This is a genomic window from Bradyrhizobium sp. 27S5, from assembly GCF_037217225.1.
Lineage (GTDB): Bacteria > Pseudomonadota > Alphaproteobacteria > Rhizobiales > Xanthobacteraceae > Bradyrhizobium > Bradyrhizobium septentrionale.
The window spans coordinates 6,017,299-6,040,227 of record NZ_CP147714.1 but is presented as its reverse complement, the minus strand read 5'-3'; the positions used below and the strand labels follow the sequence as shown (position 1 = coordinate 6,040,227).

Below are 22,929 nucleotides of genomic sequence, written 5' to 3'. Positions count from 1 at the left end.
CCGTTCATCGCCCCTTGTCATCGCCCCTTGGCCAACATTCCGCTTTGCGCAGCACGACGCCGTTCGCTCTCCGATTCGTTGCACTGAAGTGATACAGTCGCATCAGGCATTCCGCACTGAGGGGACCTTGTCATGTCCGAGACGTCAGGAGCTTTCGCGACCACTGCGCTGAGCGGCTACGAGCTATTGGCCGATCCGCAGCTGAACAAGGGCACGGCGTTCTCCGAGGCCGAGCGCGAGGCGTTTGACCTGCATGGCCTGCTGCCGCCCAATGTTGCGACATTGGACGAACAGGTCTCGCGCCGGCTGCAGGCGCTGCGCGGCTTCGAGAACGATCTCGAGCGCTACGCTTTCCTGCGCGAATTGCAGGACACCAACGAGACGCTGTTCTACGCGCTGCTGGTCGAGAACCTCGAGGAGCTGCTGCCGATCGTCTACACGCCGACCGTCGGCGCCGGCTGTCAGCAGTTCAGCCGGCTGTTCCGCAAGCCGCGCGGGCTGTTCCTCTCGATCCCGCACAAGCACCGCATCGACCGCATCCTGGCGCAGCCGCGCTTCGATCATGTCGAGGCGATCGTGGTGACCGACGGCGAGCGCATCCTTGGCCTCGGCGACCAGGGCGCCGGCGGCATGGGCATCCCGATCGGCAAGCTGTCGCTCTACACCGGCTGCGGCGGCCTGCATCCGGCAACGACGCTGCCGATCCTGCTCGACGTCGGCACCGACAATCCCGACTGCCTGGCCGATCCGCTCTATATCGGCTGGCGCAACGAGCGCGTCCGCGGCCAGGAGTATGACGACTTCATCGAGGCCTTCGTCTCGGCGGTGATCAAGCGCTGGCCGCGCGTCCTGCTGCAGTGGGAGGATTTCGCCAAGAACAACGCGACGCGCATGCTCGAGCGCTATCGCGACCGGCTCCTCACCTTCAACGACGACATCCAGGGCACCGCGGCGGTCGCGACCGGCGCCTTGCTCTCCGCCATCAACGTCACCGGCGTGCCGCTGACCGAGCAGCGCGTCGCCGTGCTCGGCGCGGGCTCGGCCGGTTGCGGCATCGCCAGCCTGATCCGCGCCGCGATGGTCGATGCCGGCCTGTCGGAGACCGAGGCGGCCAAGCGCTTCTTCATGGTCGATCGCGACGGCCTGCTGCTCGAGGGCATGAGCGGGCTCGCGCCGTTCCAGCTTCCCTTCGTCCAGGACAAGCAAGCGATCACCGGCTGGAAGCTCAGCCATCCCGACAAGATCGCGCTGCTCGACGTCGTGCGCAACGCCAGGCCGACCGTGCTGATCGGCGTGTCCGGTCAGGCCGGCGCGTTCTCCGAGCCGATCGTCCGCGCGATGGCCGAGTGCAACGCGCGGCCGGTGATCTTCCCGCTGTCCAACCCGACCTCGCGCGAGGAAGCGACGCCGGTCGATATCGAGGCGTGGACCGAGGGGCGGGCGCTGATCGGTGTCGGCAGCCCGTTCCCGCCGATCACGCGCGACGGCGCCCGCTTCAAGGTCGACCAGACCAACAATTCCTACATCTTCCCCGGCGTCGGCGTCGGCGCGCTCGCGGTCGGCGCTGTCAGGGTCAGCGACGGCATGTTCATGGCCGCGGCGAAAGCGCTGGCTAGCGTCTCGCCGGCCCGCAACAACCCGAAGCACAATCTGCTGCCGCCGGTCAGCGCGCTGCGCGACGTGTCGCTGACGGTTGCGCTCGCGGTGGCGCTGCAGGCGCACAAGGAAGGGCTCGCCAAGGATATCCCGATCGACCAGGTCGAGGCGCGCATCCACGCCAAGGTCTGGACCCCGCGCTACGTGCCGTATCGCCGCACGTCCTGATCGCGAACGTCGGTCGCGTTCCGCGGCGTTGTTGCTCTAGCAGCCGCGGCAAATGCCCTTGATCTTGCGGTCGACGATCACGTCCTCCTGATCGAGGGTCTGCTGCGATGCCGATGTCGCGGCGGGAATGTCTGCGGCGCGCGGCTGGCGATGGCCGACCGGCGCTGACCATGGCCTGGTCGCGGTTTCGTTTGCCGCGTATGCGCCGGGCGCCTCGACCGTCGCAGCGAAGGAAGCGGTCGCCATGGCTGCGGAGAGAATTGCAGCCAGGCCAAGTCGCCGGAAGTCGATCATGAAAACCTCCATACAGTCATCGCCACGTTGTGCGCGGCTCTGATAGACGGACGCGTCTTGTCATTCCGATATTCCCCGATCCGTCGAACGTGATGACGCGCTCGCGGTTCGGTGATCGGGCCGGAGGAAATATTCTTCGAACTGTCACGGTCATTGGTCACAGGAGCCGAACTTGGTCGGCTTCATCCATCGTGCGGAGAAACCCAATGACCAAATTGACCATCGTGACGGTTGCTCTGATTGCGGCAGCTGCGTTCTCGGCTCAGGCGTTCGCCGCCGGCAACAATGCTGCAATGCGGCGCGCCCATGCTCAGGCAACGACACCGGTCAGCGGCAAGTCCACCGGTTGCGTGCGCGCGCCGAACGTCGGTTCGTTCGCAACCGCGCCCTTCACCGAGCCGCCTTGCATGCCCGGCACGATGCGCTGAGCGCGCCCAGCAAAAAGCCCCGGACTGCGAGGTCCGGGGCTTTGCATCATCTCTTCTGCGGTCGGCCTATTCCGGCTTGCCGATCGATACCTTCAGCGTGCCGACACCGTCGACACCGCATTCGAGCTTGTCGCCGGGTTGCAGCTGCGAGACGCCGGCCGGCGTGCCGGTCATGATGATGTCGCCGGCGGCGAGCTTCACCTGCTGCGAGAGCTGCCAGATGATCTCGGGCACGTTCCAGATCAGCTCGGTGAGGTCGCCCTTCTGCGCTTCCTTGCCGTTGACGGTGAGCCAGATCTTGCCCGCGGTCGGGTGGCCGATCTTCGCGGCCGGCTGAATCGCGGAGCAGGGCGCGGAATAGTCGAACGACTTGCCGATCTCCCAGGGCCGCTCCTTCTTGCGCGAGGCGATCTGCAGGTCGCGGCGGGTCAGGTCGATGCCGACCGCATAGCCGTAGACATGCTCGAGCGCCTTGTCGGCGGGAATGTTCAGCCCGCCGCTCTTCATCGCCACCACCAGCTCGACCTCGTGATGCAGGTCCTTGGTCAGCGGCGGATAGGGGATGGTCGCGCCATCGGGCACCAGCATGTCGGCATGCTTGCCGAAGAAGAACGGCGGCGCACGCTCGTCATTGCCCATCTCCCTGATATGCTCGAGATAGTTGCGGCCGACGCACCAGATGCGGCGGACCGGATAGCTGCCGGATTCGCCGACGACGGGAAGCGAGGGCTGCGGGGGAAGCGGAATGACGGTGGAGGCGGCGTTCATGAACGGGTCCCGGAGGGTTGAAGGAGGGAGCGCGGGCCGTATTTACGCGGTTACGGCGCTGGGGGCTAGGGGCTGCGGCTGCACCAGGCGCAGATGTGAGGCCAGCTTTCCGCCGAGCACACCCGCCACGGGCGAGCAGTGAAGTTCAAGGGGACGTTCATGAGGAAATGGCTTTCAATCGGCGTTGCGCTGATCGCTGTGGCCCTGGTCGCCGCCGCCGTCCGCTTCTTCACGGTCACCCCGGAACGGATCGACCGCGGGCAGAACAAGGTCCAGCGCGTGGCGCTGGAGATCACGCCCGCCGCCCGCGCCTTGCAGGCGACGCTCGACGTCGCCGACATGCACGCGGACAGCCTGCTGTGGAAGCGCGACCTGATCGCGCGATCCGATCGCGGCCACATCGACCTGCCGCGTCTGATCGAGGGGCACTACGCCCTGCAGGTGTTCTCGTCGGTCACCAAGTCGCCGAAGGGCCAGAATGCCAATGGCGGCGACACCGACACGATCACGAACCTCGCCATCATCGATCTGCAACCGCCGCGGACCTGGTTCTCACTGCTGCAGCGCTCGCTGTGGCATGCCGAGAAATTGCGGAGCTTCGCCGAGCAGTCCGGCGGACGGCTTCGCCTGATCACGACGCCGGCCGACATCGATCGCCTGCTTGCCGACCGCAAGACCGGCGTGACGGTGGTGGGCGGCATGCTGTCGATCGAGGGGCTGCAGAACCTCGAGGGCAACATCGGCAATCTCGACGTGCTCTACGCCGCCGGGTTCCGAATGGCCGGGCTCGCCCATTTCTTCGACAACGATGTCGCTGGCTCGATGCACGGCCTGGCCAAAGGCGGACTGACGCCGCTCGGCCGCCAGGTCGTGCAGCGGATGGAGGCGCTCGGAATGGTCGTCGACCTCGCCCATGCGAGCCACGCCGCCGTCGCCGACGTGCTGGCGATGGCGACGCGCCCGGTGGTCTCAAGCCATGGCGGCGTGCAGGCGACCTGCAAGGTCAACCGCAACCTCACCGACGATGAAGTCAGGGCTATCGCACGGACCGGCGGCGTGATCGGCATCGGCTATTGGCAGGGGGCGGTCTGCTCGCTCGATCCGAAGGATGTCGCGCGGGCGATTGCCTATGTCCGCGACCTCGTCGGGATCGACCATGTCGGCCTCGGTTCGGATTTCGACGGCTCGACCACCACGGGATTCGATGCGAGTGGGATCGTCGCCGTGACCCAGGCCTTGATGTCGAGCGGATTCTCCGAGGACGACATCCGCAAGGTCATGGGCGGCAATGTCCTGCGCGTGCTGCGCGCAGGTCTTGCGGCCAAGGGATAAGAAGATGAACCTCAGCCGGTTGCGCTGACCGGCGCGAGCTCGATCACGTCGTGACGATGCTGCAGGCGGAAGAACGAGGCGTAGCGGCCGCCGCGGCGCAGCAGATCGTCGTGGCGTCCGCGCTCGACGATCTCGCCGCCCTCGACCACCAGGATCGCATCGGCATGCATGATGGTGTGCAGACGGTGCGCGATCACGATCGTGGTGCGGCCCTGGCAGAGATGCTCGATCGCTTCCTGCACCTGCTTCTCGGACTCCGAATCGAGCGCGGCGGTGGCCTCGTCGAGCAGGATGATCGGCGCGTTCTTGATCAGCGCGCGGGCGACCGCGATGCGCTGGCGCTGGCCGCCGGAGAGCTGGGTGCCGTGCTCGCCGACCGGCGTGTCGTAGCCGAGCGGGAAGCTCATAATGAAGTCGTGCGCGCAGGCGGCCTTGGCGGCGTCGATGATCTCGGCCTCGCTGGCATCAGGCTTGCCGAAGGCGATGTTGGCGCGGATCGTGTCGCGGAACAGATAGACGTCCTGGCCGACATAGGCGGTCTGCCGGCGCAGCGATCTGCGCGACACCGACGAGATCGACTGTCCGTCGATCAGGATCTCGCCCGCTTGCGTCTCGTAGAAGCGCAGCAGCAGCGCGAGCACGGTCGACTTGCCGCCGCCGGAGGGGCCGACCAGCGCGGTGACCTTGCCGGGCTCGGCCATGAAGCTCATGCGGTTCAGCACCGGCTCGCCGGGCCGATAGGCGAAGCTGACGTCGCGCAGTTCGATCCGCGCGTCGGAGAGTTTCAGCGCCGGCTTGTCGTCGTCGGTCTGCTCGCTTGCCGGGCTGTCGACGACCTCGAGCAGCATCCGCGCGCCGACCAGCTGGCTGTTGAGGTCGATGTTGAGCCGCGCCAGCCGCTTGGCCGGCTCGGTCGCCATCAGGAAGGCGGTCAGGAAGGTGAAGAACTGGCCCGGCGTGGAGCCGAGCGCCACCACGCTATAGCCGCCGTACATGAGGCAGCCGGCGACCGCGAAGCCGCCGAGCATCTCCATCAACGGGTTGGAGCGGTTGGCGACCCGCGCCATCTTGTTGGCGTTGCGCTCGACGATCGCGATGTTCTCGTCGATCCGCTGCTGCATGGTGTCTTCCAGCGTGAACGCCTTCACGGTGCGGATGCCCTGCAGCGATTCCTGCATCGTCTCCATGATGTCGGCGGTGCCGGTGAACTGGTTGTAGGCGAGGCCCTTGATCCGCTTCACCAGCTTGCGCAGCATCAGCATCGCCGGCGGCACCGCCACGAGCCCGATGAACGACATCAGCGGGTCCTGCCAGACCATCACGGCGAGCATGCTGATCAGCATCAGGAAGTCGCGGCCGATCGCATTGACCAGCATGTTGAGCACGTCGGTGATCGACTTGGCGCCGGCCGTCAGCCGCGCCAGGAATTCCGACGAGTGCCGCTGCGAGAAGAAGCCGATGCTTTCGCTCATCAGCTTGGCGAACAATTGGCGCTGGTTCTGCGCCAGGATGGCGTTGCTGATCTTGGTCAGGATCACCATGTGGCCGTAGGTCGCCACGCCCTTGATGAACAGCAGCAGGACCGTAATCCCGGCGAACATCGCGATGCCGGGAATGTTCTTGTCGACATAGGCCTGGTTGATCACCTGGCCGAGCACATAGGTGGCGCCCGCCGTCGAGCCCGCCGCAACGGCCATCAGGGCGAACGCCGTCAGATAGCGCCGCCAGTAGGTAATCCCTTGTTCCATGACCAGGCGGCGAATCAGGACCGCCGCGCCGTAGGGATCGTCGGTAATTTTCTTTGGAAACTGAGCCATCCGCGGTCCATTGACGGCGGGCCGTGCCGGCCGTCAGGTTGCGGGACCTCATTGCCCGCTTGGCGGGGCTTTTTCAAGCCCAATAACGGCTTGATAACGGCTTGATTTTTAGGCCGATTCTGCCTGTCGCGCGGGGCCGCCGCGCTCCCGGAACAGCTTCTCCTCCCAGGCCAGTGCATGGGTTGCGATGGTCTCGAGATCGTCGTAGCGCGGCGTCCAGTCGAGAGCCGAGCGGATCCTCGTGGTGTCGGCCACCATGGTCATGATGTCGCCGGGCCGTCGCGCGGCGTAGGCGACGGCGAAATTGCGCATCGAGACCCGGCGCACCGTCTCGATCGTCTCGAGCACGGAATAGCCGCGGCCATAACCGCAATTCAGCGTCACCGATTGCCCGCCGGCGCGCAGATAGGACAGCGCCGAGCGATGCGCTTCGACGAGATCGCTGACATGGATGAAGTCGCGCACGCAGCTGCCGTCCTGTGTCGGATAGTCGGTGCCGAACACGTCGATCTTGGCGCGCTGGCCGGTCGCGGCCTCGACCGCGATCTTGAGCAGATGGGTGGCGCCGACGGTGGCGAGGCCGGCGCGTCCTTTCGGGTCGGCGCCGGCGACGTTGAAGTAGCGCAGCACGACGTAGCTCATGCCATGGGCAGAGGCGACATCGTGTAGCATGATCTCGGTCATCAGCTTCGAGGAGCCGTAGGGCGACAGCGGACGGGTCGGCGCGATCTCCGGCACCGGCACCTGGTCCGGATTGCCGTAGACGGCCGCGGTCGAGGAGAAGATGAAGCGGTTGACGCCGGCTTTCACCGCGGCATTGAGCAGGCTGCGCGTCGTCATGGTGTTGTTGCGGTAGTAGCCGAGCGGATCGCGCATCGAGTCCGGCACCACCACGGAGCCTGCGAAATGGATGATGCTGTCGATGCCGTGCTGGGCGATCACGCCCTCGACGAGGTTCTCGTCACCGGCATCGCCGATGAACAGCGGCACGCCGTCGGGCAGGAACGCGGAGAAGCCGGTGGAGAGATTGTCGATCACGACGACGCTCTCGCCGGCATCGACCAGCGCATGGACCATGTGACTTCCGATATAGCCGGCGCCGCCGGTTACGAGCACGGTCATGGATAGAGCTCTCCCGATATCTTTGGCCGGCGATGCTAGCGGGAGCGCGGTGAAGAGGGGGTTTCGACCCAACCGAACTGGCCACTATGCTTAATGTTGCGTATAGGAACTGGCGCGAAACGGAGACTTGCGTGCCGATCGAGAACACACCTGCGCCCGAGCTCGAGCTCATCGTGCCCAATCTGCACCGACGCTATTCCGGTGTCACCGCGACCAACCGCATGGTCGCGCCGAAGCTTGCCAAAATGTTTCGCGCGGCTTGGCTCGGCTCGCATCGGCCCGACGGCATCGACGCGATGGGATTTGCCGATCTGATGCGGCTGTGGCGGCGCGCGTCGCCATTGATCTGGCATGCGCGGCGCAATGACGAGATGATCGCAGGGCTCGTGCTGCGTGCGCTCGGCTGGCCGCTGAAACTGCTGTTCACGTCAGCCGCGCAACGTCACCACACCTGGCTGACGCGCTGGCTGATCCGCAACATGGATGCGATCATCGCGACCAGCCCGCTGTCGGCGTCGTATCTGAAGCGCGAGGCGACCGTGGTGATGCATGGCGTCGATACCATCAGCTATGCGCCGCCGGCCGATCGCGCGGCGGCCTTCGCCGAGAGCGGATTGCCGGGACGCTATGCGATCGGCTGCTTCGGGCGGGTGCGCGCGCAGAAGGGCAGCGACGTGTTCGTCGAGGCGATGTGCAGACTGCTGCCGCGCTATCCCGATTTCACCGCCGTCATCGTCGGCGCCGTGGTGCCGGAGCAGCAGGTCTTTGCCGGCGAGTTGAAGCGGCGCATCGAGGCGGCCGGCCTGCAATCGCGCATCATCATCACAGGTGAATTGCCGATCGAGGATGTCGTGCGCTGGTACCAGCGGCTGACGATCTACGCCTTCACCTCGCGCAACGAAGGCTTTGGTTTGACCCTGATCGAGGCGATGTCGGCAGGCGCGGCGCTGGTCGCGGCGCGCGCGGGCGCTGCCGAGTTCGTCGTCGATGGCACGACCGGCGTGCTGACGCCGACCGGCGATGCCGACGCGCTGGTGGCCGCGCTCGAGCCGCTGATGCGCGATCCGGCGTCGGCAGCGGCGATGGGGGCGCGGGCCCGCCAACGAGTTGTGGATAAGTTCAGCCTCGATGCGGAAGCGCGCGCAATCGCGGCGGTCTATCGCACGCTGATCTGAGCCAGCACGCGTTGCGCGATATCGACGACCTCTTCGGCTGCGATGTCGCGCATGCAGCGATGGTCGTTCATGGTGCAGACCGTGCGCTGACATGGCTGGCACGCGAGCTTGCTCCTGGTCTGCCGCACCGTTGCGGCGAGCTCATTGAGCGGGGCCCAGAGATAGGGGTCGGTCGGGCCGAAGATGCCCATGGTCGGCGTGCCGATCGCGGCCGCGATGTGCATCAGCCCGGAGTCGTTGGCGATGGCGACATTGGCCGCGGCCATCGCCAGCACGCCATTGCGCAGATCGGTGCCGGTGAGATCGCGGACCCGCGCGCCGCCGGCGGCCGCGATCTCCTGCGCCAGCGCCTTCTCGCCGGGGCCGCCGACCACCCAGACGTCGAAGCCGCGCTCGGCGAACAGCCGCGCGGCTTCCGGATAATAGGTCCAGCGCTTTGAGGCGCCGACCGAGCCGGGCCCGAGTGCGACGGCGGGACCGGTGCCGAGGCCGTTGGCCTGCCGCCAGCGTCCGATCTCGTCGGCGGGAACCCGGAGCTGCGGCACAGGCCATTCGCCCGGGCGGGGCGCGCCGTCGGGCAGCGCCAGCACGGCGTTCTTGTCGATGAAGCGCGGCAGCTTCCTTTCGCCCCAGCGCATGGCGTTGATCAGGCCGAATCGCGCCTCGCCAAAGAAGCCGACCCGCTCCGGGATCCCGGCCAGCGCCGGCGCGATGGCCGACTTCCAGGTGCGCGGCATCACCAGCGCGGTGGCGTAGTTCCGGGAGCGAAGCTCGGCAGCGAGTTCCCGCTGCTTGCCCAAGGCCAGCTGGCTGCGCGGCAGGTCGTAGACGAGCCCGGCGCGGACACCCGGCATATAATCGACCAAAGGGGCGCACAGGCTTGACGTCAGCAGATCGACCGGCCGATTGGGCCAGCGCTTGCGGAGAACCCGGACCACGGTGTGGCCGCGCACGAAATCCCCAATCCAAACATAGGGTACGATCAGGATAGGTCTGCTATCCTCCGTATCCTGTGTTTCGATATCATATATTGAATCAATATTCATTTCTAAAAGGGCCAGGACCGGGTCGGACGCGGCCAAGTCGGTAACTGGTTCGCGATTAGAGGTAAAGCCGTCGTTGCCTGTGGCGCCGGAGTGGGGCAAAGCTGGCGGCTGCAAAGGAATCTGGCGGGATTTCATCATGTTTCTGGTAACCGGGGGCGCCGGTTTTATCGGCTCGAACGTCGTGGCCGCGTTGAACGACGCCGGGCGCAGCGACGTCGCGGTCTGCGATATCCTCGGGCACGACGGCAAGTGGCGGAACCTGGCCAAGCGTCAGCTTGCCGACGTCGTTCCCCCGACCGAACTCGGCGACTGGCTGAAGGGACGGCGGCTGGACGCTGTCATCCATCTCGGCGCCATCTCTGAGACCACGGCGACCGACGGCGATCTGGTGATCGAGACCAATTTCCGGCTCTCGATGCGGCTGCTCGACTGGTGCACCGCGAATGCCACGCCGTTTATCTATGCCTCTTCGGCCGCGACCTATGGCGACGGCGAGCGGGGGTTCGACGACGACGGGTCGGTCGAGGGGCTGAAGCGGCTGCGGCCGATGAACCTGTACGGCTGGAGCAAGCAGCTGTTCGATCTTGCGGTCGCCGAGCGCGTCGCGAAGGGCGAGCGGCTGCCGCCGCAATGGGCCGGGCTGAAGTTCTTCAACGTGTTCGGGCCGAATGAATATCACAAGGGTACGATGATGAGCGTGCTGGCGCGCCGCTTCGACGACATCAAGGCGGGCCGCGTCGTGCAGCTGTTCAAGTCGCATCGCGAGGGCATCGCCGATGGCGATCAACGCCGCGACTTCATCTATGTCGACGATGTCGTGCGGGTGATGATGTGGCTGATCGCGACGCCGCGGGTCTCCGGGCTGTTCAATGTCGGAACCGGCGAAGCGCGCAGCTTCAAGGACCTGATCGTCTCGGCCTATGGCGCGCTCGGCCTGCAGCCGAACATCCAGTATGTCGACATGCCGGAGCAGATCCGCGGCAGCTACCAGTACTTCACCCAGAGCGTTGTCGATCGTCTCGGGCGCGCCGGATACAATGGCGGCTTTACTCGGTTGGAAGACGCGGTCGGGGCCTATGTGAAGGGCTTTCTCGACCGCCCAGATCGCTATCGCTAAGCGGATCAGTGTGACAGATGTTCGATTTTGAAGCGATCTCGCGTGCGATGTCCGGTCAGACCGTGCTCTGCGTCGGCGACCTCATGCTCGACGAGTTCGTGTACGGCGAAGTGTCGCGAATCTCGCCGGAGGCGCCGGCGCCGGTGATCGCGGTCAGGCGCAGCGAGACCAATATCGGCGGCGCCGGCAACGTCGCGCGCAATATCGCCGCGCTCGGCGGGCGCTGCATCTTCGTCGGCCTGATCGGCGAGGATGCCGCCGGCACCGCGTTGAGTGAGGCGCTGGCGAAGGAGGCCGGCATCGAGACCGTGTTGGTGCGCGACGCCGCGCGACCGACCACGCGCAAGGTGCGCTTTGTTTCCGAACAATTCTCGACCCACATGCTGCGCTCCGATTGGGAGCTCGCCGCGCCGGCGGCGCCCGCCATCGAGCAGCAGCTGATCGACGCGATCCTGCCGCATCTTGCCCGTGCCGACATCGTGCTGCTGTCCGACTACGCCAAGGGCGTGCTCACCGCGCGCGTGATCCGCAACGTGATCGACGCTGCGCGCCAGGCCAAGAAGCGCGTGATCGTCGATCCCAAGAGCGCCAATCTCGCGATCTATCGCGGCGCCACCGTGCTGACGCCGAACCGGAAGGAATTTGCCGAGGCGACCCGCAGCCGCGCCGACAGCCAGGACAGCATCGCCCAGGCCGCGCCCGATGCGATGTATCTCGCGGATTGCGAGGCGATGCTGGTGACGCAGGGCGAGCGCGGCATGACGCTGGTGACGCGGGACGGCGGCTCGATCCATGTGCCGGCGCTGCCGGTCAAGGTGCGCGACGTCTCAGGCGCCGGTGATACCGTTGCGGCGGCGTTGGCGCTGGCGCTGGCGGGTGGTGCCGACTGGGACGGCGCGCTGCGGATCGCCAGTGCCGCGGCGGCGGTCGCGGTCGGCAAGACCGGGACCGCGATCGTCAGGTCCGCCGAATTGCGGCGAAGGATCCTGCCGCACGCCTCGCTCGCGGCCGAGGACAAGATCGTGCCGGCCGGCGGCGACATCGATGCGCATATCGAGGAATGGCGCAAACAGGATCTGCGCATCGGCTTCACCAACGGCTGTTTCGACATCCTGCATCCCGGCCACGTCAAGGTGCTGACCGCCGCGCGCAGCACCTGCGACCGCCTGATCGTCGGGCTGAACAGCGACGCTTCGGTGAGGCGGCTGAAGGGCGAGGGGCGTCCTGTGCAGAACGAGCGCGCCCGCGCCGAGGTACTGGCGGCGCTGGAAGCGGTCGACCTTGTCGCAATCTTCGAGGAGGACACGCCGATCAATCTGATCACGAAGGTGCGGCCGACCGTGCTGGTCAAGGGTGGCGACTACACCCGCGAGCAGGTGGTCGGTCACGAGATCGTCGAAGCCGCCGGCGGCGAGGTCGTGCTGGTCGGGATCCTGCCCGGCCACAGCACCACGTCGCTGGTGGCCCGGGCCCGTGAGGGCAAGGCGTGAGCGCGAGCATGGCATCTCAGGCAGGCGCCGCGGCGTGCCCGGCCTGGCGCGATCCGGCGCGCTGGCACACTGCGACCGATGTGGTCGCGGTGCTGATTGCGCTGTCGATGCCGTGGTCGACCTCGCTGGTCGGCATCTTCGGCGTGGTGCTCTTGATCGCGATCGCGCCGACGGTCGATCTGAGGGCGTTCTGGACGCTGCTGAAGCGGCCGATCTGCGTGGCGCCGATCGCGCTGTTCTGCCTCGCGCTGGTCGGCACGCTCTGGTCGGACGCCGCATGGGGCGCGCGATTCTACGCGGTCGGGCCGACGGCCAAGCTGCTGGTGCTTCCGGTGCTGCTCTATCATTTCCAGCGCTCGACGCGCGGGACCTGGGTGTTCGTGGCCTTCGTGATATCCTGCACGCTGTTGATGGTGATGTCCTGGCTGGTGTTCGCCTATCCCGGCCTTGCACTGAGGGCGCCTGGTCCCGGGGAGCAGGGAGTCTTCGTCAAGAACTACATCAACCAGAGCCAGGAATTCACGCTGTGCGCGGTCGGGCTCTCCTATCCGGTCGTCATGCTGTTGCGCGAAAAACGGGTCCTGCCGGCCGTGCTGCTGATCGCGATTGCGCTCAGCCTGTTCGCCAACATGGCGCTGGTGGTGGTGTCGCGGACCGCGATGGTGACTGTTCCGATCATGTTTGCCGTGTTTGCGCTGCTCCATCTGCGCTGGCGCAGCATCATCCTGATCGCTTGCGCGACCGCCGCGTTGGCCGTGGTGGCGTGGTATGCGTCGCCGCAATTGCGCTGGACGGCCGAGTCATTCCAGCGTGACTACAAGCTCTACATGGAGCGCAACGAGCCGACGTCGATGGGTTTGCGGCTGGAATTCTGGCGCAAGTCGCTCGGGTTCTTTGCCGAGGCCCCGCTCGTCGGCCATGGCACCGGCTCGACGCGCGGCCTGTTCGAGCGCGTCGCGGTCGGCGGTGAGACCCAGGCTAGCGGCGGGGTGATCGGCAATCCTCACAATCAAACGTTGAACGTCGCCGTGCAGTGGGGCATTCTGGGCGTCGCCATACTTTACACCATGTGGCTGTTGCATCTCTTGCTGTTTCGCGGCGACGGTCTCGCCAACTGGATTGGACTCCTCGTTGTGGTGCAGAATATTTTTACTTCGTTGTTTAATTCACACATCTTCGACTTTCACGAAGGCTGGATGTATGTGCTGGGCGTCGGGGTAGCCGGCGGCATGGCGTTGAAGGGGCGATTGGGGACCGATATGGAACCCGAACCTCCCGTCGGTCCATGATCGCTGGCAAGGGCTGTGCAGATACGCTATCAGCCTGCCAATGTCCCATCGCGAACTCCCAGCTGCCGGCAACCCGTCTGTTAGATGACGCGTCTTTCACAATTCACCCTGCGCAACTTCCTGATTATGGCGCATGACGCGCTCGCGACGACGTTTGCGTTGCTGGCGAGCTTTTATCTGCGTTTCGAGGGCAGCCTCCTTACCGACCGGCTGCCGCACCTGCTGCGCATTCTGCCCTGGTTCGTGCTGTTCAGCGTTGCGGTCAGCTATTTCTCCAACCTGACCACGGCGAAATGGCGCTTCACCTCGCTGCCGGACGCGGTGAATATCCTGCGGGTCGCGGCGGTGCTGACGCTGGCACTGGTCGTGCTGGACTATGTCTACTTCTTCACGGGATCGAGTTCGCAGAGTCCGGTGTTCCTCGGCCGGGTCACGATCATCCTGTTCTTCTTCCTTGAAGTGTTCGCGCTGAGCGCGTTGCGCATCGGTTATCGTTATTTCCGCTATTCGCGCACGCGCCTGCATGCCCGGTCCGACAATGCCGCGCCTGCGCTGCTGGTCGGACGCACTGCCGACGCGGAAGTCGTGCTGCGCGGCATCGAGAACGGCGCCATCAAGCGGCTCTGGCCGGTCGGCGTGCTCTCGCCGTCGAACGCGGATCGCGGCCAGATGATCCGCAACATTCCCGTGGTCGGCGGCGTCGATGACATCGAGGCCGTGATTCGCGACTTCGAGACCCGCCAGCGGCCGATCAAGCGCGTGGTCATGATGCCCTCGGCGTTCGAGCCGGAGGCGCATCCGGAGAGCGTGCTGATGCGCGCCAAGCGGCTCGGCCTGATGGTCAGCCGCCTGCCGTCGCTGGAAGGCGGCGATGCGCCGCGGCTCACCAATGTCGCGGTCGAGGACCTGCTGCTGCGGCCGAGCCAGAAGATCGACTACGCGCGCCTCGAGGCGCTGGTGCGAGGCAAATCCGTGATCGTGACCGGCGGCGGCGGCTCGATCGGCGCGGAAATCTGCGACCGGGTCGCGACCTTCGGCGCGGCGCGCCTCCTGGTCGTGGAGAATTCCGAGCCGGCGCTCTATGCGGTGACTGAGGCGCTGTCGGCGCGCGACACCGGCGCCGAGATCGAGGGCCGGATCGCCGACATCAGGGATCGCGAGCGCATCACGCGCCTGATGAGCGAGTTCAAGCCCGACATCGTGTTCCATGCCGCGGCGCTCAAGCATGTGCCGATCCTGGAGCGCGACTGGAGCGAGGGGGTCAAGACCAACATCTTCGGTTCGGTCAACGTGGCCGACGCCGCGCGCGCCGCGGGCGCCAGCGCGATGGTGATGATCTCGACCGACAAGGCGATCGAGCCGGTGTCGATGCTGGGCCTGACCAAGCGTTTTGCCGAGATGTATTGTCAAGCGCTGGACCATGACCTGATGACCGAGGCGAAGGGCAAGGCGCACATGCGGTTGATCTCGGTGCGGTTCGGCAACGTGCTGGCGTCCAACGGGTCGGTGGTGCCGAAGTTCAAGGCGCAGATCGAGGCCGGCGGACCGATCACGGTCACCCATCCCGACATGGTTCGCTACTTCATGACGATCCGCGAGGCCTGCGATCTCGTGATCACCGCGGCGACGCACGCGGTGACGCCGGCGCGGCCCGACGTCTCGGTCTATGTGCTGAACATGGGACAGCCCGTGAAGATCGTCGATCTCGCCGAGCGGATGATCCGTCTGTCGGGCCTGCAGCCCGGCGTCGACGTCGAGATCGTGTTCAGCGGCATCCGTCCCGGCGAGCGGCTGAACGAGATCCTGTTCGCAAGCCAGGAGCCGACGCTCGAGATCGGCGTCGCCGGCGTGATGGCGGCGAAGCCGAACCAGCCCCCGATGGCGACGCTGCGCAAGTGGCTCGCGGCGCTGGAGGATGCGATCGAGAGAGATGACCGCGTGACCATCCACGCCGTGCTTCAGGATGCCGTGCCCGAGTTCGGATCGAATGCCGCCTGACCGCGCCGTCCTGCGCACGATGAGGCAAGACCGTTTCGAAAGCCATTGATGCGCAGTTCTCGAAAAGTCGTCGTCGTCAGCCAGCACTATCCGCCGGACCACAGCACGACCGCCGCGATCATGGCCGCGATCGCCGAGCGGATCGCGCAGGAGGCCGAGGTGATGGTCGTCTCCGGCATGCCGGGCTCGGCGCAGGCGTCCGCGCCGGGGCGCCCCGTCGTCGTCGAGATCAGGAACTGGCTGCCGGGAAAGGCCGCGCTGATCAAGCGTGCGCTGGCCGAGGCGCTGTTCACCGGCCGGATCTTCTTTGCGCTGCTGTCGCGGCTGCAGCGCGGCGACGTGGCGCTGACCGTGACCGCACCCTTCGCGCTGCCCTATGCGGTTGCCGCCGCGGCAAGGTTGAAGGGGGCAAGGTCGGCGCTGATCCTGCACGACCTGTTTCCCGACGTGCTGGTGATGGCCGGGCTGCTGCGGCCGACCTCGCTGGTCGCACGGGCGATGCGCGCGATCAACGCGCTGATGTTCCGTGCCTTGAGCGCGGTCATCGTGATCGGCCGCGACGCCGAAAAACTGTTGCTGCGGTACGGCGGCATGACGCCGGACAAGATCAGGTTCATTCCGAACTGGGCCACGCTCACGCCGGGCAACCGTCCCGTCAGTCCCGACAATCCGTTTCGCAAGGCGTTCGCCGCCCGCTTCGTCGTCGGCCTGTCCGGCAATCTCGGCTTCACCCACGATCCGGACATCGTGTTCGAGGCCGCGCGGCTGTTGCAGGACGAGACCGACATCCATTTCCTGCTCTCGGGCTGGGGCATGGGCTTTGCGCGCCTGAAGGACCTACAGGCCGCATCGCGGCTCGCCAATGTCACGCTGGTCGACCGCGTCGCCGACGGCGAGCTCGATGCGCTGCTCTCCAGCGCGGACGTCTGGCTCATTCCCTATCGCAAGAACGTCGCCGGGGTGTCGGTCCCGAGCCGGTTCTACAATTTGCTTGCGGCGGGACGGCCTGTCATCCTTGTCTCCGAGCCCGAGGCGGAGGCTGCGCTCACCGTCAGCGAAAACCGACTGGGCTGGGTCGTGACCCCCGAGCGGGCCGATCAACTCGCCGACGCCGTCAGGCTGGCGTCGCGATCGCAGGACACCGCGATGGCCGAGCGCGCCGTCGCGACCGCGCGGACTTTCAGCCCCGAGCGGGCGCTGGCGAGCTATGTTGCGCTGGTTCGGGAGCTGCTCTCCAATCGCGATGCGGAGCGGACGGCATGAAGGATGGTCGGCGGACGGTTCTGGTGACGGGCGCGAGCGGCTTCGTCGGTCGTCATGTGGTGCCAGTGCTGGCGCGCAACGGCTGGTTGGTGCGGCGCGCGGTGCGGACCCCGCCACAGGATGCAAACGACGTGGCGATCGGCTCGCTCAGCCCGGCCACCGATTGGCGCGCCGCGCTCGATGGCGTCGACGCCGTCGTTCATCTTGCGGCCCGCGTTCACCAGCAGTCCGACGAACAGGCGATCGAGCTCTACCGCAACGTCAACATCGAGGGCACGCTGCATCTGGCGCGTTCGGCGGCCGCTGCCGGCGTGCGGGATTTCATCTTCGTCAGCACGATCCTGGTGCATGGGCGCAGCAATTACGGGCGTCCGCCGTATCGCGAGGACGATGTGCTGACGCCGCGCGGCCTCTATGGAAACTCGAAGGCGGCCGCCGAGGTCGGCTTGAAGGAAATCGTGCCGGGCAGCGGCATGCGGGTCACCGTCATCAGGCCGCCGCTGATCTACGGCGCCGGCGCGAAGGGAAATTTCGACCTGCTCAAGCGCGCGGTGATGAATCGCATGCCGCTCCCGCTCGCTTATGTGAAGAATCGCCGCGCGTTCCTGTCGGCGGAAAACCTGGCGTCGTTCATCCTGCATCGGTTGTTGCAACCGGGAAGTGATTTCGACGTGTTCCTGGTGGCTGACCGCGAGCAGGTCTCGACGCGGGAGTTCGTCGAGCGCCTTGCCCGCGCGGCGCAAACCTCGCCGCGCCTGTTCTGGCTGCCGCAGCCGCTGTTGAAGGTGTTGCTCGGGATCAGCGGCCGCAAGGAAGCCTATGACAGCCTGTTCGCCTCGCTCGAACTCGATCTCTCCAAGGTCGCGAGCACCGGATGGCAGCAGCCGATCAGCCTCGACGAGGGGCTGCGGCGCGCGCTGAGCCGGACCGATATCTGACCGATCAGAGCCGTCGCGAGAACCGGCGCAGCTGCCAGCCGACGGCGAGCGCGCCGGCCAGCAGCAGGGCGATGTCCGCGCGGAGGGAATTGAGGCCGACCGAGGCGAAGGCGAGCAGCGCCAGCACGAGGTTGAGCACGAAGACCTCGCCGACGACGCGCCATACCGTGAATCCGTTGTCGGTCGCGCGCTGATAGAAGTGCGAGCGATGCGCGGCCCAGAATGGCTCGCGCCGCGCCATGCGGCGGAACAGCGTGACCGTCGCATCCGTCAAATAGTACAGCGGCAGCAGCAGCGCGGCGGCGAATTGCTGGTGCAGGGCAAGCTCGAGCAGGCACCAGCCGAGGAGCAAGCCGATCGGCAGGCTGCCGACATCGCCGAGGAATATCTTTGCGACCGGCCGGTTGAACGGCGCGAAGCCGAGCAGCGCGCCGCACAGCGCTGCCGCGATCAGCGCGGGTGCCGCGCCGACATGGCCAAAGCAGCCGAGCAGGGCGACCGCCAGCGTGATCGGCACTGCCTCGGCCGCCGTCATCAGGTCGAGCCCGTCCATGAAGTTGACGAGGTTCACGAACCAGAGCCCGGCGATCAGCAGGGCCCCGCGTTCGAGCCAGATCGGGCAGGCCGGAACGAGCCTGAGATCATCAGGCGCCGAGAACACCACGGCCGCGACGGCGGCAGCCTGCAGCAACAGCCGCGGGACGACGGGCAGGGAACGGATGTCGTCGACAAAACCCACCACCGCGATGAACAGGCAGGCCGCGAACACCGTGAATGGAATAGTCAGGTCCGGCGATCCGGTGAGGGCGATGACGATGCCACCCGCGAGCAGCGTGGCTGCCGTGACCGCGATGCCGGCGCCCTGCGGGATCGGAATGCGGTGCGACGAGCGCGCATTTGGTTTCGCGAGCGCCACACGCAGCAGCAGTGGCCGCGTCGCCTGGATCAGGACGGCCGAGATCGCTGCGGCGAGAGCCGCTGCGATCAACGACAGGAGGATTTCGAAAGCGCTCATTCTGGTCCGGTTATTGTGATCCCGGGACTCGCTATTGCGATCCCGGGACTTCGATCGGCGCGGCGCCCTTGGCGGCCTTTTCCGGGCTCAGGATCCATACCAGGCCGCCGAACACTCCGACCACGAACGTCACCGCGCCGAACAACAGCGAGACGTTGACGCCCTCATTGGCGATCAATCCGGCATAGCCGAAGGCCAGCGCCATCGTGGCCTCGCGCACGCCCCAGCCTGCGATCGAGATCGGCATCATCGTGATCAGCATCACCGGCGGCAGCAGCTGGAAGATCTCTCCGAAGGTGACCGGGGCCGCGATCGACTTCACCACGCACCAGCCGATCACGACCGTCACCACATGAATGGCAATCGAGAGGGTTGCCACCTTCAATCCATGCGCACGGCTGAACAGCACCCGGTTTGCGATCACAGCGCAGGCATGGATGTGATGCGTCGCCCACCACCGCGCCAGCCAGGGCCACGGCAACACGCCGATCAACAGGAAGCCAAATCCGGCCGCCAATCCGGCGAGGTCCAGCAGCAGCAACGCCGTCCAGCCGTGGGGATCGGAGATCAGCCGATAGCTCCAGGGCAGGGTGACGGCGATCACGACGGCAAGCGCGATCAATCCGACCGCGCGATCGACGAAGATCGAATAGGTGGCGGCGCGCCAGCCCGCGCCGGCGCGCGCGACGAGCCAAAGCCGCACCGCGTCGCCGCCGATCGAGGACGGCAGTGTCTGGTTGAAGAAGGTGCCGATCACGTTGAAGCGCATCGCCTGGGAGGTCTCCAGCGGCGCGCCGCACTCCACGCCGATCTCCCGCCAGCGCAGCACGCCGAGAAAGATCTGCAGGAACGTGGCCGCGATCGCGAGGCCGAGCCAGCCCAGGCTCTCGACCTGGATGCGCGAGGCGAGGTCATACAGGTTGACCTTGCGCAGCGAGAAATAGAGCAGCGCAGCCGAGATCAGGATCTTGACGGTTGAAAGCAGGATTCGGCGCATTTCCGTTCGCGCTGCCAGGTTTTCAGAATGTTTCAAAAACTGCGCAAAACGCTTTCGCGCGCCCAAATTCGCAGCCTTGGTATGGTTTCCGCACCGATCTGGCAATACCCGTACTGGAACCTATTGCGGCCCGCTCGACGGGGCGGCTAAAGAGGCCCGAAACAGGAAGGACGGCACTCCGCCGGGGTTTACCATTACAGGTAAAATCCGACCGGACGTGCGGGGGCGCACGTTATGCTCCTCGGATCGTGCTTTCGAGGTAACACGGCTGTCCGCTGCGGCCGCCCGGGCGCAATGTTAGTGTGTCGTCCACGGACACGACAGGACTTGAGGCATCGATGGATCGACGAATTATTCCCCTGATCATGTGCGGTGGCGCGGGCACCCGGCTGTGGCCGGCGTCGCGCGAGGTGCATCCGAAGCAGTTCCTGTCGCTGTTCGGGGCTCGCTCGACCTTCCAGGAGACGCTGCTGCGGGTCTCGGACGCCAGCGTGTTCGAGCGGCCGATCGTGATCACCAACGAGGCCTATCGCTTCATGGTGCTGGAGCAGCTGGCCGAGATCGGCCGCGAGGCCGATGTGCTGCTGGAGCCGATGCGCCGGGACTCAGGCCCTGCCATTGCGGCCGGTGCGGTGTTCGCGCAGAGCCGTGACGGCGAGGCGATCGTGCTGGCGCTCGCCGCCGACCATCTGGTGCGGGATACCCAGGCCTTTGTCGCCGCGTGCCGCGGCGGACTGGTTGCTGCGGAAGCCGGCCGCATCGTGACGTTCGGCGTCAAGCCGGAACGGCCCGCCACCGAATACGGCTACATCAGCCCGGGCGAGGTGGTCGCCGGCGAGGTGCGCGCGGTGGCGAAATTCGTCGAGAAGCCGGATGCCGCGACGGCGGCGGGCTATATCGATGCGGGCTATCTCTGGAACAGCGGCAACTTCATGTTCCGTGCCGGCGTGCTGCTCGACGAGTATCGCAATGTTGATGCCGACAGCGTTGTCTCGGTGGAGCTGTCGGTTGCATCGGCGGCGCGCGATCTCGGCTTCGTCAAGCTCGATGCGCAGGCCTTCGGTGCGGCGAAGGCGATCTCGATCGACTATGCCGTGATGGAGAAGACATCGCATGCTGCGGTGGTGCCGGTGGCGTGCGGCTGGTCCGACATCGGCTCGTGGCGCCAGGTCTGGGAGCTGTCCGACAAGGACAGCCTGGGCAATGCCGCGCGCGGTACTGCCGTGTTCGAGGACTCCCGCAACTGCAACGTCACGACCGACCGGGCGCTGGTCGCGCTCGAAGGCGTCGACGACCTCGTCGTGGTCGCGACCCAGGACGCCGTGCTGGTGTCGCGCCAGAAGGACGCCAACGGGCTGAAGCGGCTGGTCGCAAAGCTGAAGGTCGCGGCGCCCGAGGTGACTGAGAACCACATCAAGGTGCATCGCCCCTGGGGCTCCTATCAGTCGGTCGACAATGGCGACCGCCACCAGGTCAAGCGCATCATCGTCCGGCCGGGCGGGCGGCTCTCCTTGCAAAAGCACCATCACCGCTCCGAGCACTGGATCGTGGTGCGCGGCACCGCGCAGGTCACCGTCAACGAGCTGATCAAGACGGTGCACGAGAACGAATCGATCTACATCCCGATCGGCGCGGTGCACCGGCTGGAGAACCCGGGCAAGATTCAGCTCGAGCTGATCGAGGTGCAGACCGGCAGCTATCTCGGCGAGGACGACATCATCCGCATCGAGGACGACTATCAGCGCACCTGAGGGCGAGCCGGTTCCCGCGCCATTCATGAGCCGCGGGACGATGTAACTCTTTGAATCAAAACGTGTCCGGATTTCGTTGTTGGCATTCGCCACATTTGGGGCGCCGTGCTATAGCGGCTGCCAACGAAGCGGGGTGATTTGCGCCGGAGGCGCAGATGGGGAAGAGGGGCCCTGATTCCGCGGGAGCCGGGGGTGGCTCTGCGAGAAGCCCGGGACAACCGCCAGAACGTCACTTGGGGTCTACGATATGAATGCAAAAGTGTCCGCAGCCGGCGCGAAGGCCGATATCGGCCGCGTATTGCGCGTCGGCGTGATCGGCGCCGGCGTGATGGGCAGCAACCATGCCCGCGTGCTGGCCGGACTACCCGGCGTCATGCTGGTCGGCATCGTCGATCCGCTGCCCGAACACCGCACGCGCGCCATCGATCTGGTCGGTTGCCGTGCGTTCGAAAGCCTCGATCAACTGCTCGCCGAGGGCGTCGATGCGGTGACGATCGCAGCGCCCACCCATCTGCATCACGAGATCGCGCTCGCCTGCATCGCGCGCAACATCCATATCATGGTCGAGAAGCCGGTCGCGTCCACGGTCGAGGAGGGGCGCGAGATCGTTGCCGCCGCCGAGAAGGCCGGCGTGACGCTGATGGTCGGCCATGTCGAGCGTTTCAATCCGGCGGTCGCCGCGATCAAGCAGGCGATCTCGGGCGAGGACATCCTGTCGATCGGCATCACCCGGGTCGGCCCGTTCCCGCCGCGGATGTCCAATGTCGGCGTCGTGATCGATCTGGCCGTGCACGACATCGACCTGATCCGCTGGTTCACCGAGTCCGACATCGTCGAGGTGCAGCCGCAGCTCTCGAGCGCGGTCGCCGAGCGCGAGGACATCGCGCTGCTGCAATTCCGTACCGCGTCCGGCGTGCTCGCCCACATCAACACCAACTGGCTGACGCCGTTCAAGGCGCGCAACGTGACGGTGGCGACGCGCGGCAAATATGTGATGGGCGACCTGCTGACGCGCCAGGTCACCGAATGTTTCGGCTTCAAGCCGGACGGCAGCTATTCGATGCGTCATCTGCCGGTCGGTCACGACGAGCCGTTGCGCGCCGAGCTGATCGCCTTCCTCGATGCCGTGCGCAGCGGCAAGGTGCCGGCGGTGTCCGGCGACGAGGGCGTAGCGAGCCTCGAGATCGCGATCCGCTGCCTCGAATCGCCCGCGCGGCCTGCGGCCTCGACGATGCGCAAGGGGCCGCGCCGCATCGCCGGCTGAC

The 22,929-nt window shown here is 66.2% G+C and carries 19 protein-coding genes; 12 read left to right on the top strand and 7 right to left on the bottom strand.

Annotated features, from left to right (window positions below; all coding sequences use genetic code 11):
- Nucleotides 1-132: 132 nt before the first annotated feature.
- Nucleotides 133-1,824: an NAD-dependent malic enzyme gene (locus tag WDM24_RS28610; RefSeq protein WP_338828166.1), complete on the top strand. Its 1,692-nt coding sequence runs from the start codon at nt 133-135 to the stop codon at nt 1,822-1,824.
- Nucleotides 1,825-1,860: 36 nt separating this feature from the next.
- Here WDM24_RS28610 and WDM24_RS28605 read toward each other — a convergent pair whose 3' ends face one another.
- Complete coding sequence (locus WDM24_RS28605; RefSeq protein WP_338828165.1) at nt 1,861-2,118, bottom strand: hypothetical protein; 258 nt, start codon at nt 2,116-2,118, stop codon at nt 1,861-1,863.
- Between the two features lie 206 nt (nt 2,119-2,324).
- Here WDM24_RS28605 and WDM24_RS28600 point away from each other — a divergent pair, with 206 nt between their 5' ends.
- Nucleotides 2,325-2,546: a hypothetical protein gene (locus WDM24_RS28600; RefSeq protein ID WP_338828164.1), complete on the top strand. Its 222-nt coding sequence runs from the start codon at nt 2,325-2,327 to the stop codon at nt 2,544-2,546.
- A 66-nt stretch (nt 2,547-2,612) separates the two neighbouring features.
- Here WDM24_RS28600 and WDM24_RS28595 read toward each other — a convergent pair whose 3' ends face one another.
- The gene (locus WDM24_RS28595; RefSeq protein ID WP_338828163.1) at nt 2,613-3,314 is read right to left on the bottom strand and encodes a fumarylacetoacetate hydrolase family protein; all 702 of its coding nucleotides are present in this window, start codon (nt 3,312-3,314) and stop codon (nt 2,613-2,615) included.
- 159 nt (nt 3,315-3,473) lie between these two features.
- Here WDM24_RS28595 and WDM24_RS28590 point away from each other — a divergent pair, with 159 nt between their 5' ends.
- Nucleotides 3,474-4,646, top strand: coding sequence for a dipeptidase (locus WDM24_RS28590; protein WP_338828162.1), 1,173 nt, complete (start codon nt 3,474-3,476; stop codon nt 4,644-4,646).
- An 11-nt stretch (nt 4,647-4,657) separates the two neighbouring features.
- Here WDM24_RS28590 and WDM24_RS28585 read toward each other — a convergent pair whose 3' ends face one another.
- Together WDM24_RS28585 and galE are read right to left on the bottom strand one after the other, a co-directional pair.
- Nucleotides 4,658-6,463 carry an ABC transporter ATP-binding protein gene (locus WDM24_RS28585; RefSeq protein ID WP_166305823.1) on the bottom strand — a complete coding sequence of 602 codons (1,806 nt, stop codon included), beginning with the start codon at nt 6,461-6,463 and terminating at the stop codon, nt 4,658-4,660.
- Nucleotides 6,464-6,571: 108 nt separating this feature from the next.
- On the bottom strand, nt 6,572-7,585 hold the full coding sequence (gene galE, locus WDM24_RS28580) for a UDP-glucose 4-epimerase GalE (protein WP_166305826.1): 1,014 nt from the start codon (nt 7,583-7,585) through the stop codon (nt 6,572-6,574).
- An 86-nt stretch (nt 7,586-7,671) separates the two neighbouring features.
- On the opposite strand from galE, the gene WDM24_RS28575 reads away from it, so the two are divergent.
- Entirely contained in the window at nt 7,672-8,760 is a 1,089-nt protein-coding gene (locus WDM24_RS28575; RefSeq protein WP_414645633.1) for a glycosyltransferase family 4 protein, read from the top strand.
- Here WDM24_RS28575 and waaF read toward each other — a convergent pair.
- Nucleotides 8,742-9,806 (bottom strand): lipopolysaccharide heptosyltransferase II, encoded by a 1,065-nt coding sequence (waaF, locus tag WDM24_RS28570; protein ID WP_338828161.1) that lies wholly within the window; start codon nt 9,804-9,806, stop codon nt 8,742-8,744. The genes WDM24_RS28575 and waaF overlap by 19 nt on opposite strands.
- 136 nt (nt 9,807-9,942) lie before the next feature.
- Between waaF and rfaD the strand changes: the two genes are divergently transcribed.
- The 6 genes from rfaD to WDM24_RS28540 all read left to right on the top strand — a co-directional run bounded on the left by rfaD (nt 9,943) and on the right by WDM24_RS28540 (nt 17,901).
- Nucleotides 9,943-10,923, top strand: coding sequence for an ADP-glyceromanno-heptose 6-epimerase (rfaD, locus tag WDM24_RS28565; RefSeq protein WP_338828160.1), 981 nt, complete (start codon nt 9,943-9,945; stop codon nt 10,921-10,923).
- 17 nt (nt 10,924-10,940) lie between these two features.
- Nucleotides 10,941-12,413 (top strand): D-glycero-beta-D-manno-heptose-7-phosphate kinase, encoded by a 1,473-nt coding sequence (rfaE1, locus tag WDM24_RS28560; RefSeq protein ID WP_338828159.1) that lies wholly within the window; start codon nt 10,941-10,943, stop codon nt 12,411-12,413.
- 8 nt (nt 12,414-12,421) lie between these two features.
- Nucleotides 12,422-13,702: an O-antigen ligase family protein gene (locus WDM24_RS28555; RefSeq protein WP_338828158.1), complete on the top strand. Its 1,281-nt coding sequence runs from the start codon at nt 12,422-12,424 to the stop codon at nt 13,700-13,702.
- Nucleotides 13,703-13,786: 84 nt separating this feature from the next.
- Complete coding sequence (locus WDM24_RS28550; RefSeq protein WP_338690919.1) at nt 13,787-15,700, top strand: nucleoside-diphosphate sugar epimerase/dehydratase; 1,914 nt, start codon at nt 13,787-13,789, stop codon at nt 15,698-15,700.
- Nucleotides 15,701-15,748: 48 nt separating this feature from the next.
- Entirely contained in the window at nt 15,749-16,963 is a 1,215-nt protein-coding gene (locus WDM24_RS28545; RefSeq protein ID WP_338828157.1) for a glycosyltransferase family 4 protein, read from the top strand.
- Entirely contained in the window at nt 16,960-17,901 is a 942-nt protein-coding gene (locus WDM24_RS28540; protein WP_166305844.1) for an NAD-dependent epimerase/dehydratase family protein, read from the top strand. Before WDM24_RS28545 ends, WDM24_RS28540 begins: the two co-directional genes overlap by 4 nt.
- A 4-nt stretch (nt 17,902-17,905) precedes the next feature.
- On the opposite strand, the gene WDM24_RS28535 is transcribed toward WDM24_RS28540, so the two are convergent.
- Nucleotides 17,906-18,916 (bottom strand): glycosyltransferase family 4 protein, encoded by a 1,011-nt coding sequence (locus WDM24_RS28535; RefSeq protein ID WP_338828156.1) that lies wholly within the window; start codon nt 18,914-18,916, stop codon nt 17,906-17,908.
- Nucleotides 18,917-18,947: 31 nt separating this feature from the next.
- Nucleotides 18,948-19,913 (bottom strand): lysylphosphatidylglycerol synthase transmembrane domain-containing protein, encoded by a 966-nt coding sequence (locus tag WDM24_RS28530; protein WP_338828155.1) that lies wholly within the window; start codon nt 19,911-19,913, stop codon nt 18,948-18,950.
- Between the two features lie 338 nt (nt 19,914-20,251).
- On the opposite strand from WDM24_RS28530, the gene WDM24_RS28525 reads away from it, so the two are divergent.
- Nucleotides 20,252-21,664 (top strand): mannose-1-phosphate guanylyltransferase/mannose-6-phosphate isomerase, encoded by a 1,413-nt coding sequence (locus tag WDM24_RS28525; protein ID WP_166305853.1) that lies wholly within the window; start codon nt 20,252-20,254, stop codon nt 21,662-21,664.
- 247 nt (nt 21,665-21,911) lie between these two features.
- Nucleotides 21,912-22,928, top strand: coding sequence for a Gfo/Idh/MocA family protein (locus WDM24_RS28520; protein WP_166305856.1), 1,017 nt, complete (start codon nt 21,912-21,914; stop codon nt 22,926-22,928).
- Nucleotide 22,929: the final 1 nt, after the last annotated feature.

Excerpts from the sequence above, each read along its gene's own strand:
- WDM24_RS28610 (WP_338828166.1), top strand. The coding sequence starts at position 133 with ATGTCCGAGACGTCAGGAGCTTTCGCGACCACTGCGCTGAGCGGCTAC.
- WDM24_RS28605 (WP_338828165.1), bottom strand. The coding sequence starts at position 2,118 with ATGATCGACTTCCGGCGACTTGGCCTGGCTGCAATTCTCTCCGCAGCC.
- WDM24_RS28600 (WP_338828164.1), top strand. The coding sequence starts at position 2,325 with ATGACCAAATTGACCATCGTGACGGTTGCTCTGATTGCGGCAGCTGCG.
- WDM24_RS28595 (WP_338828163.1), bottom strand. The coding sequence starts at position 3,314 with ATGAACGCCGCCTCCACCGTCATTCCGCTTCCCCCGCAGCCCTCGCTT.
- WDM24_RS28590 (WP_338828162.1), top strand. The coding sequence starts at position 3,474 with ATGAGGAAATGGCTTTCAATCGGCGTTGCGCTGATCGCTGTGGCCCTG.
- WDM24_RS28585 (WP_166305823.1), bottom strand. The coding sequence starts at position 6,463 with ATGGCTCAGTTTCCAAAGAAAATTACCGACGATCCCTACGGCGCGGCG.
- galE (WP_166305826.1), bottom strand. The coding sequence starts at position 7,585 with ATGACCGTGCTCGTAACCGGCGGCGCCGGCTATATCGGAAGTCACATG.
- WDM24_RS28575 (WP_414645633.1), top strand. The coding sequence starts at position 7,672 with ATGCTTAATGTTGCGTATAGGAACTGGCGCGAAACGGAGACTTGCGTG.
- waaF (WP_338828161.1), bottom strand. The coding sequence starts at position 9,806 with ATGAATATTGATTCAATATATGATATCGAAACACAGGATACGGAGGAT.
- rfaD (WP_338828160.1), top strand. The coding sequence starts at position 9,943 with ATGTTTCTGGTAACCGGGGGCGCCGGTTTTATCGGCTCGAACGTCGTG.
- rfaE1 (WP_338828159.1), top strand. The coding sequence starts at position 10,941 with ATGTTCGATTTTGAAGCGATCTCGCGTGCGATGTCCGGTCAGACCGTG.
- WDM24_RS28555 (WP_338828158.1), top strand. The coding sequence starts at position 12,422 with ATGGCATCTCAGGCAGGCGCCGCGGCGTGCCCGGCCTGGCGCGATCCG.
- WDM24_RS28550 (WP_338690919.1), top strand. The coding sequence starts at position 13,787 with ATGACGCGTCTTTCACAATTCACCCTGCGCAACTTCCTGATTATGGCG.
- WDM24_RS28545 (WP_338828157.1), top strand. The coding sequence starts at position 15,749 with ATGCGCAGTTCTCGAAAAGTCGTCGTCGTCAGCCAGCACTATCCGCCG.
- WDM24_RS28540 (WP_166305844.1), top strand. The coding sequence starts at position 16,960 with ATGAAGGATGGTCGGCGGACGGTTCTGGTGACGGGCGCGAGCGGCTTC.
- WDM24_RS28535 (WP_338828156.1), bottom strand. The coding sequence starts at position 18,916 with ATGAGCGCTTTCGAAATCCTCCTGTCGTTGATCGCAGCGGCTCTCGCC.
- WDM24_RS28530 (WP_338828155.1), bottom strand. The coding sequence starts at position 19,913 with ATGCGCCGAATCCTGCTTTCAACCGTCAAGATCCTGATCTCGGCTGCG.
- WDM24_RS28525 (WP_166305853.1), top strand. The coding sequence starts at position 20,252 with ATGGATCGACGAATTATTCCCCTGATCATGTGCGGTGGCGCGGGCACC.
- WDM24_RS28520 (WP_166305856.1), top strand. The coding sequence starts at position 21,912 with ATGAATGCAAAAGTGTCCGCAGCCGGCGCGAAGGCCGATATCGGCCGC.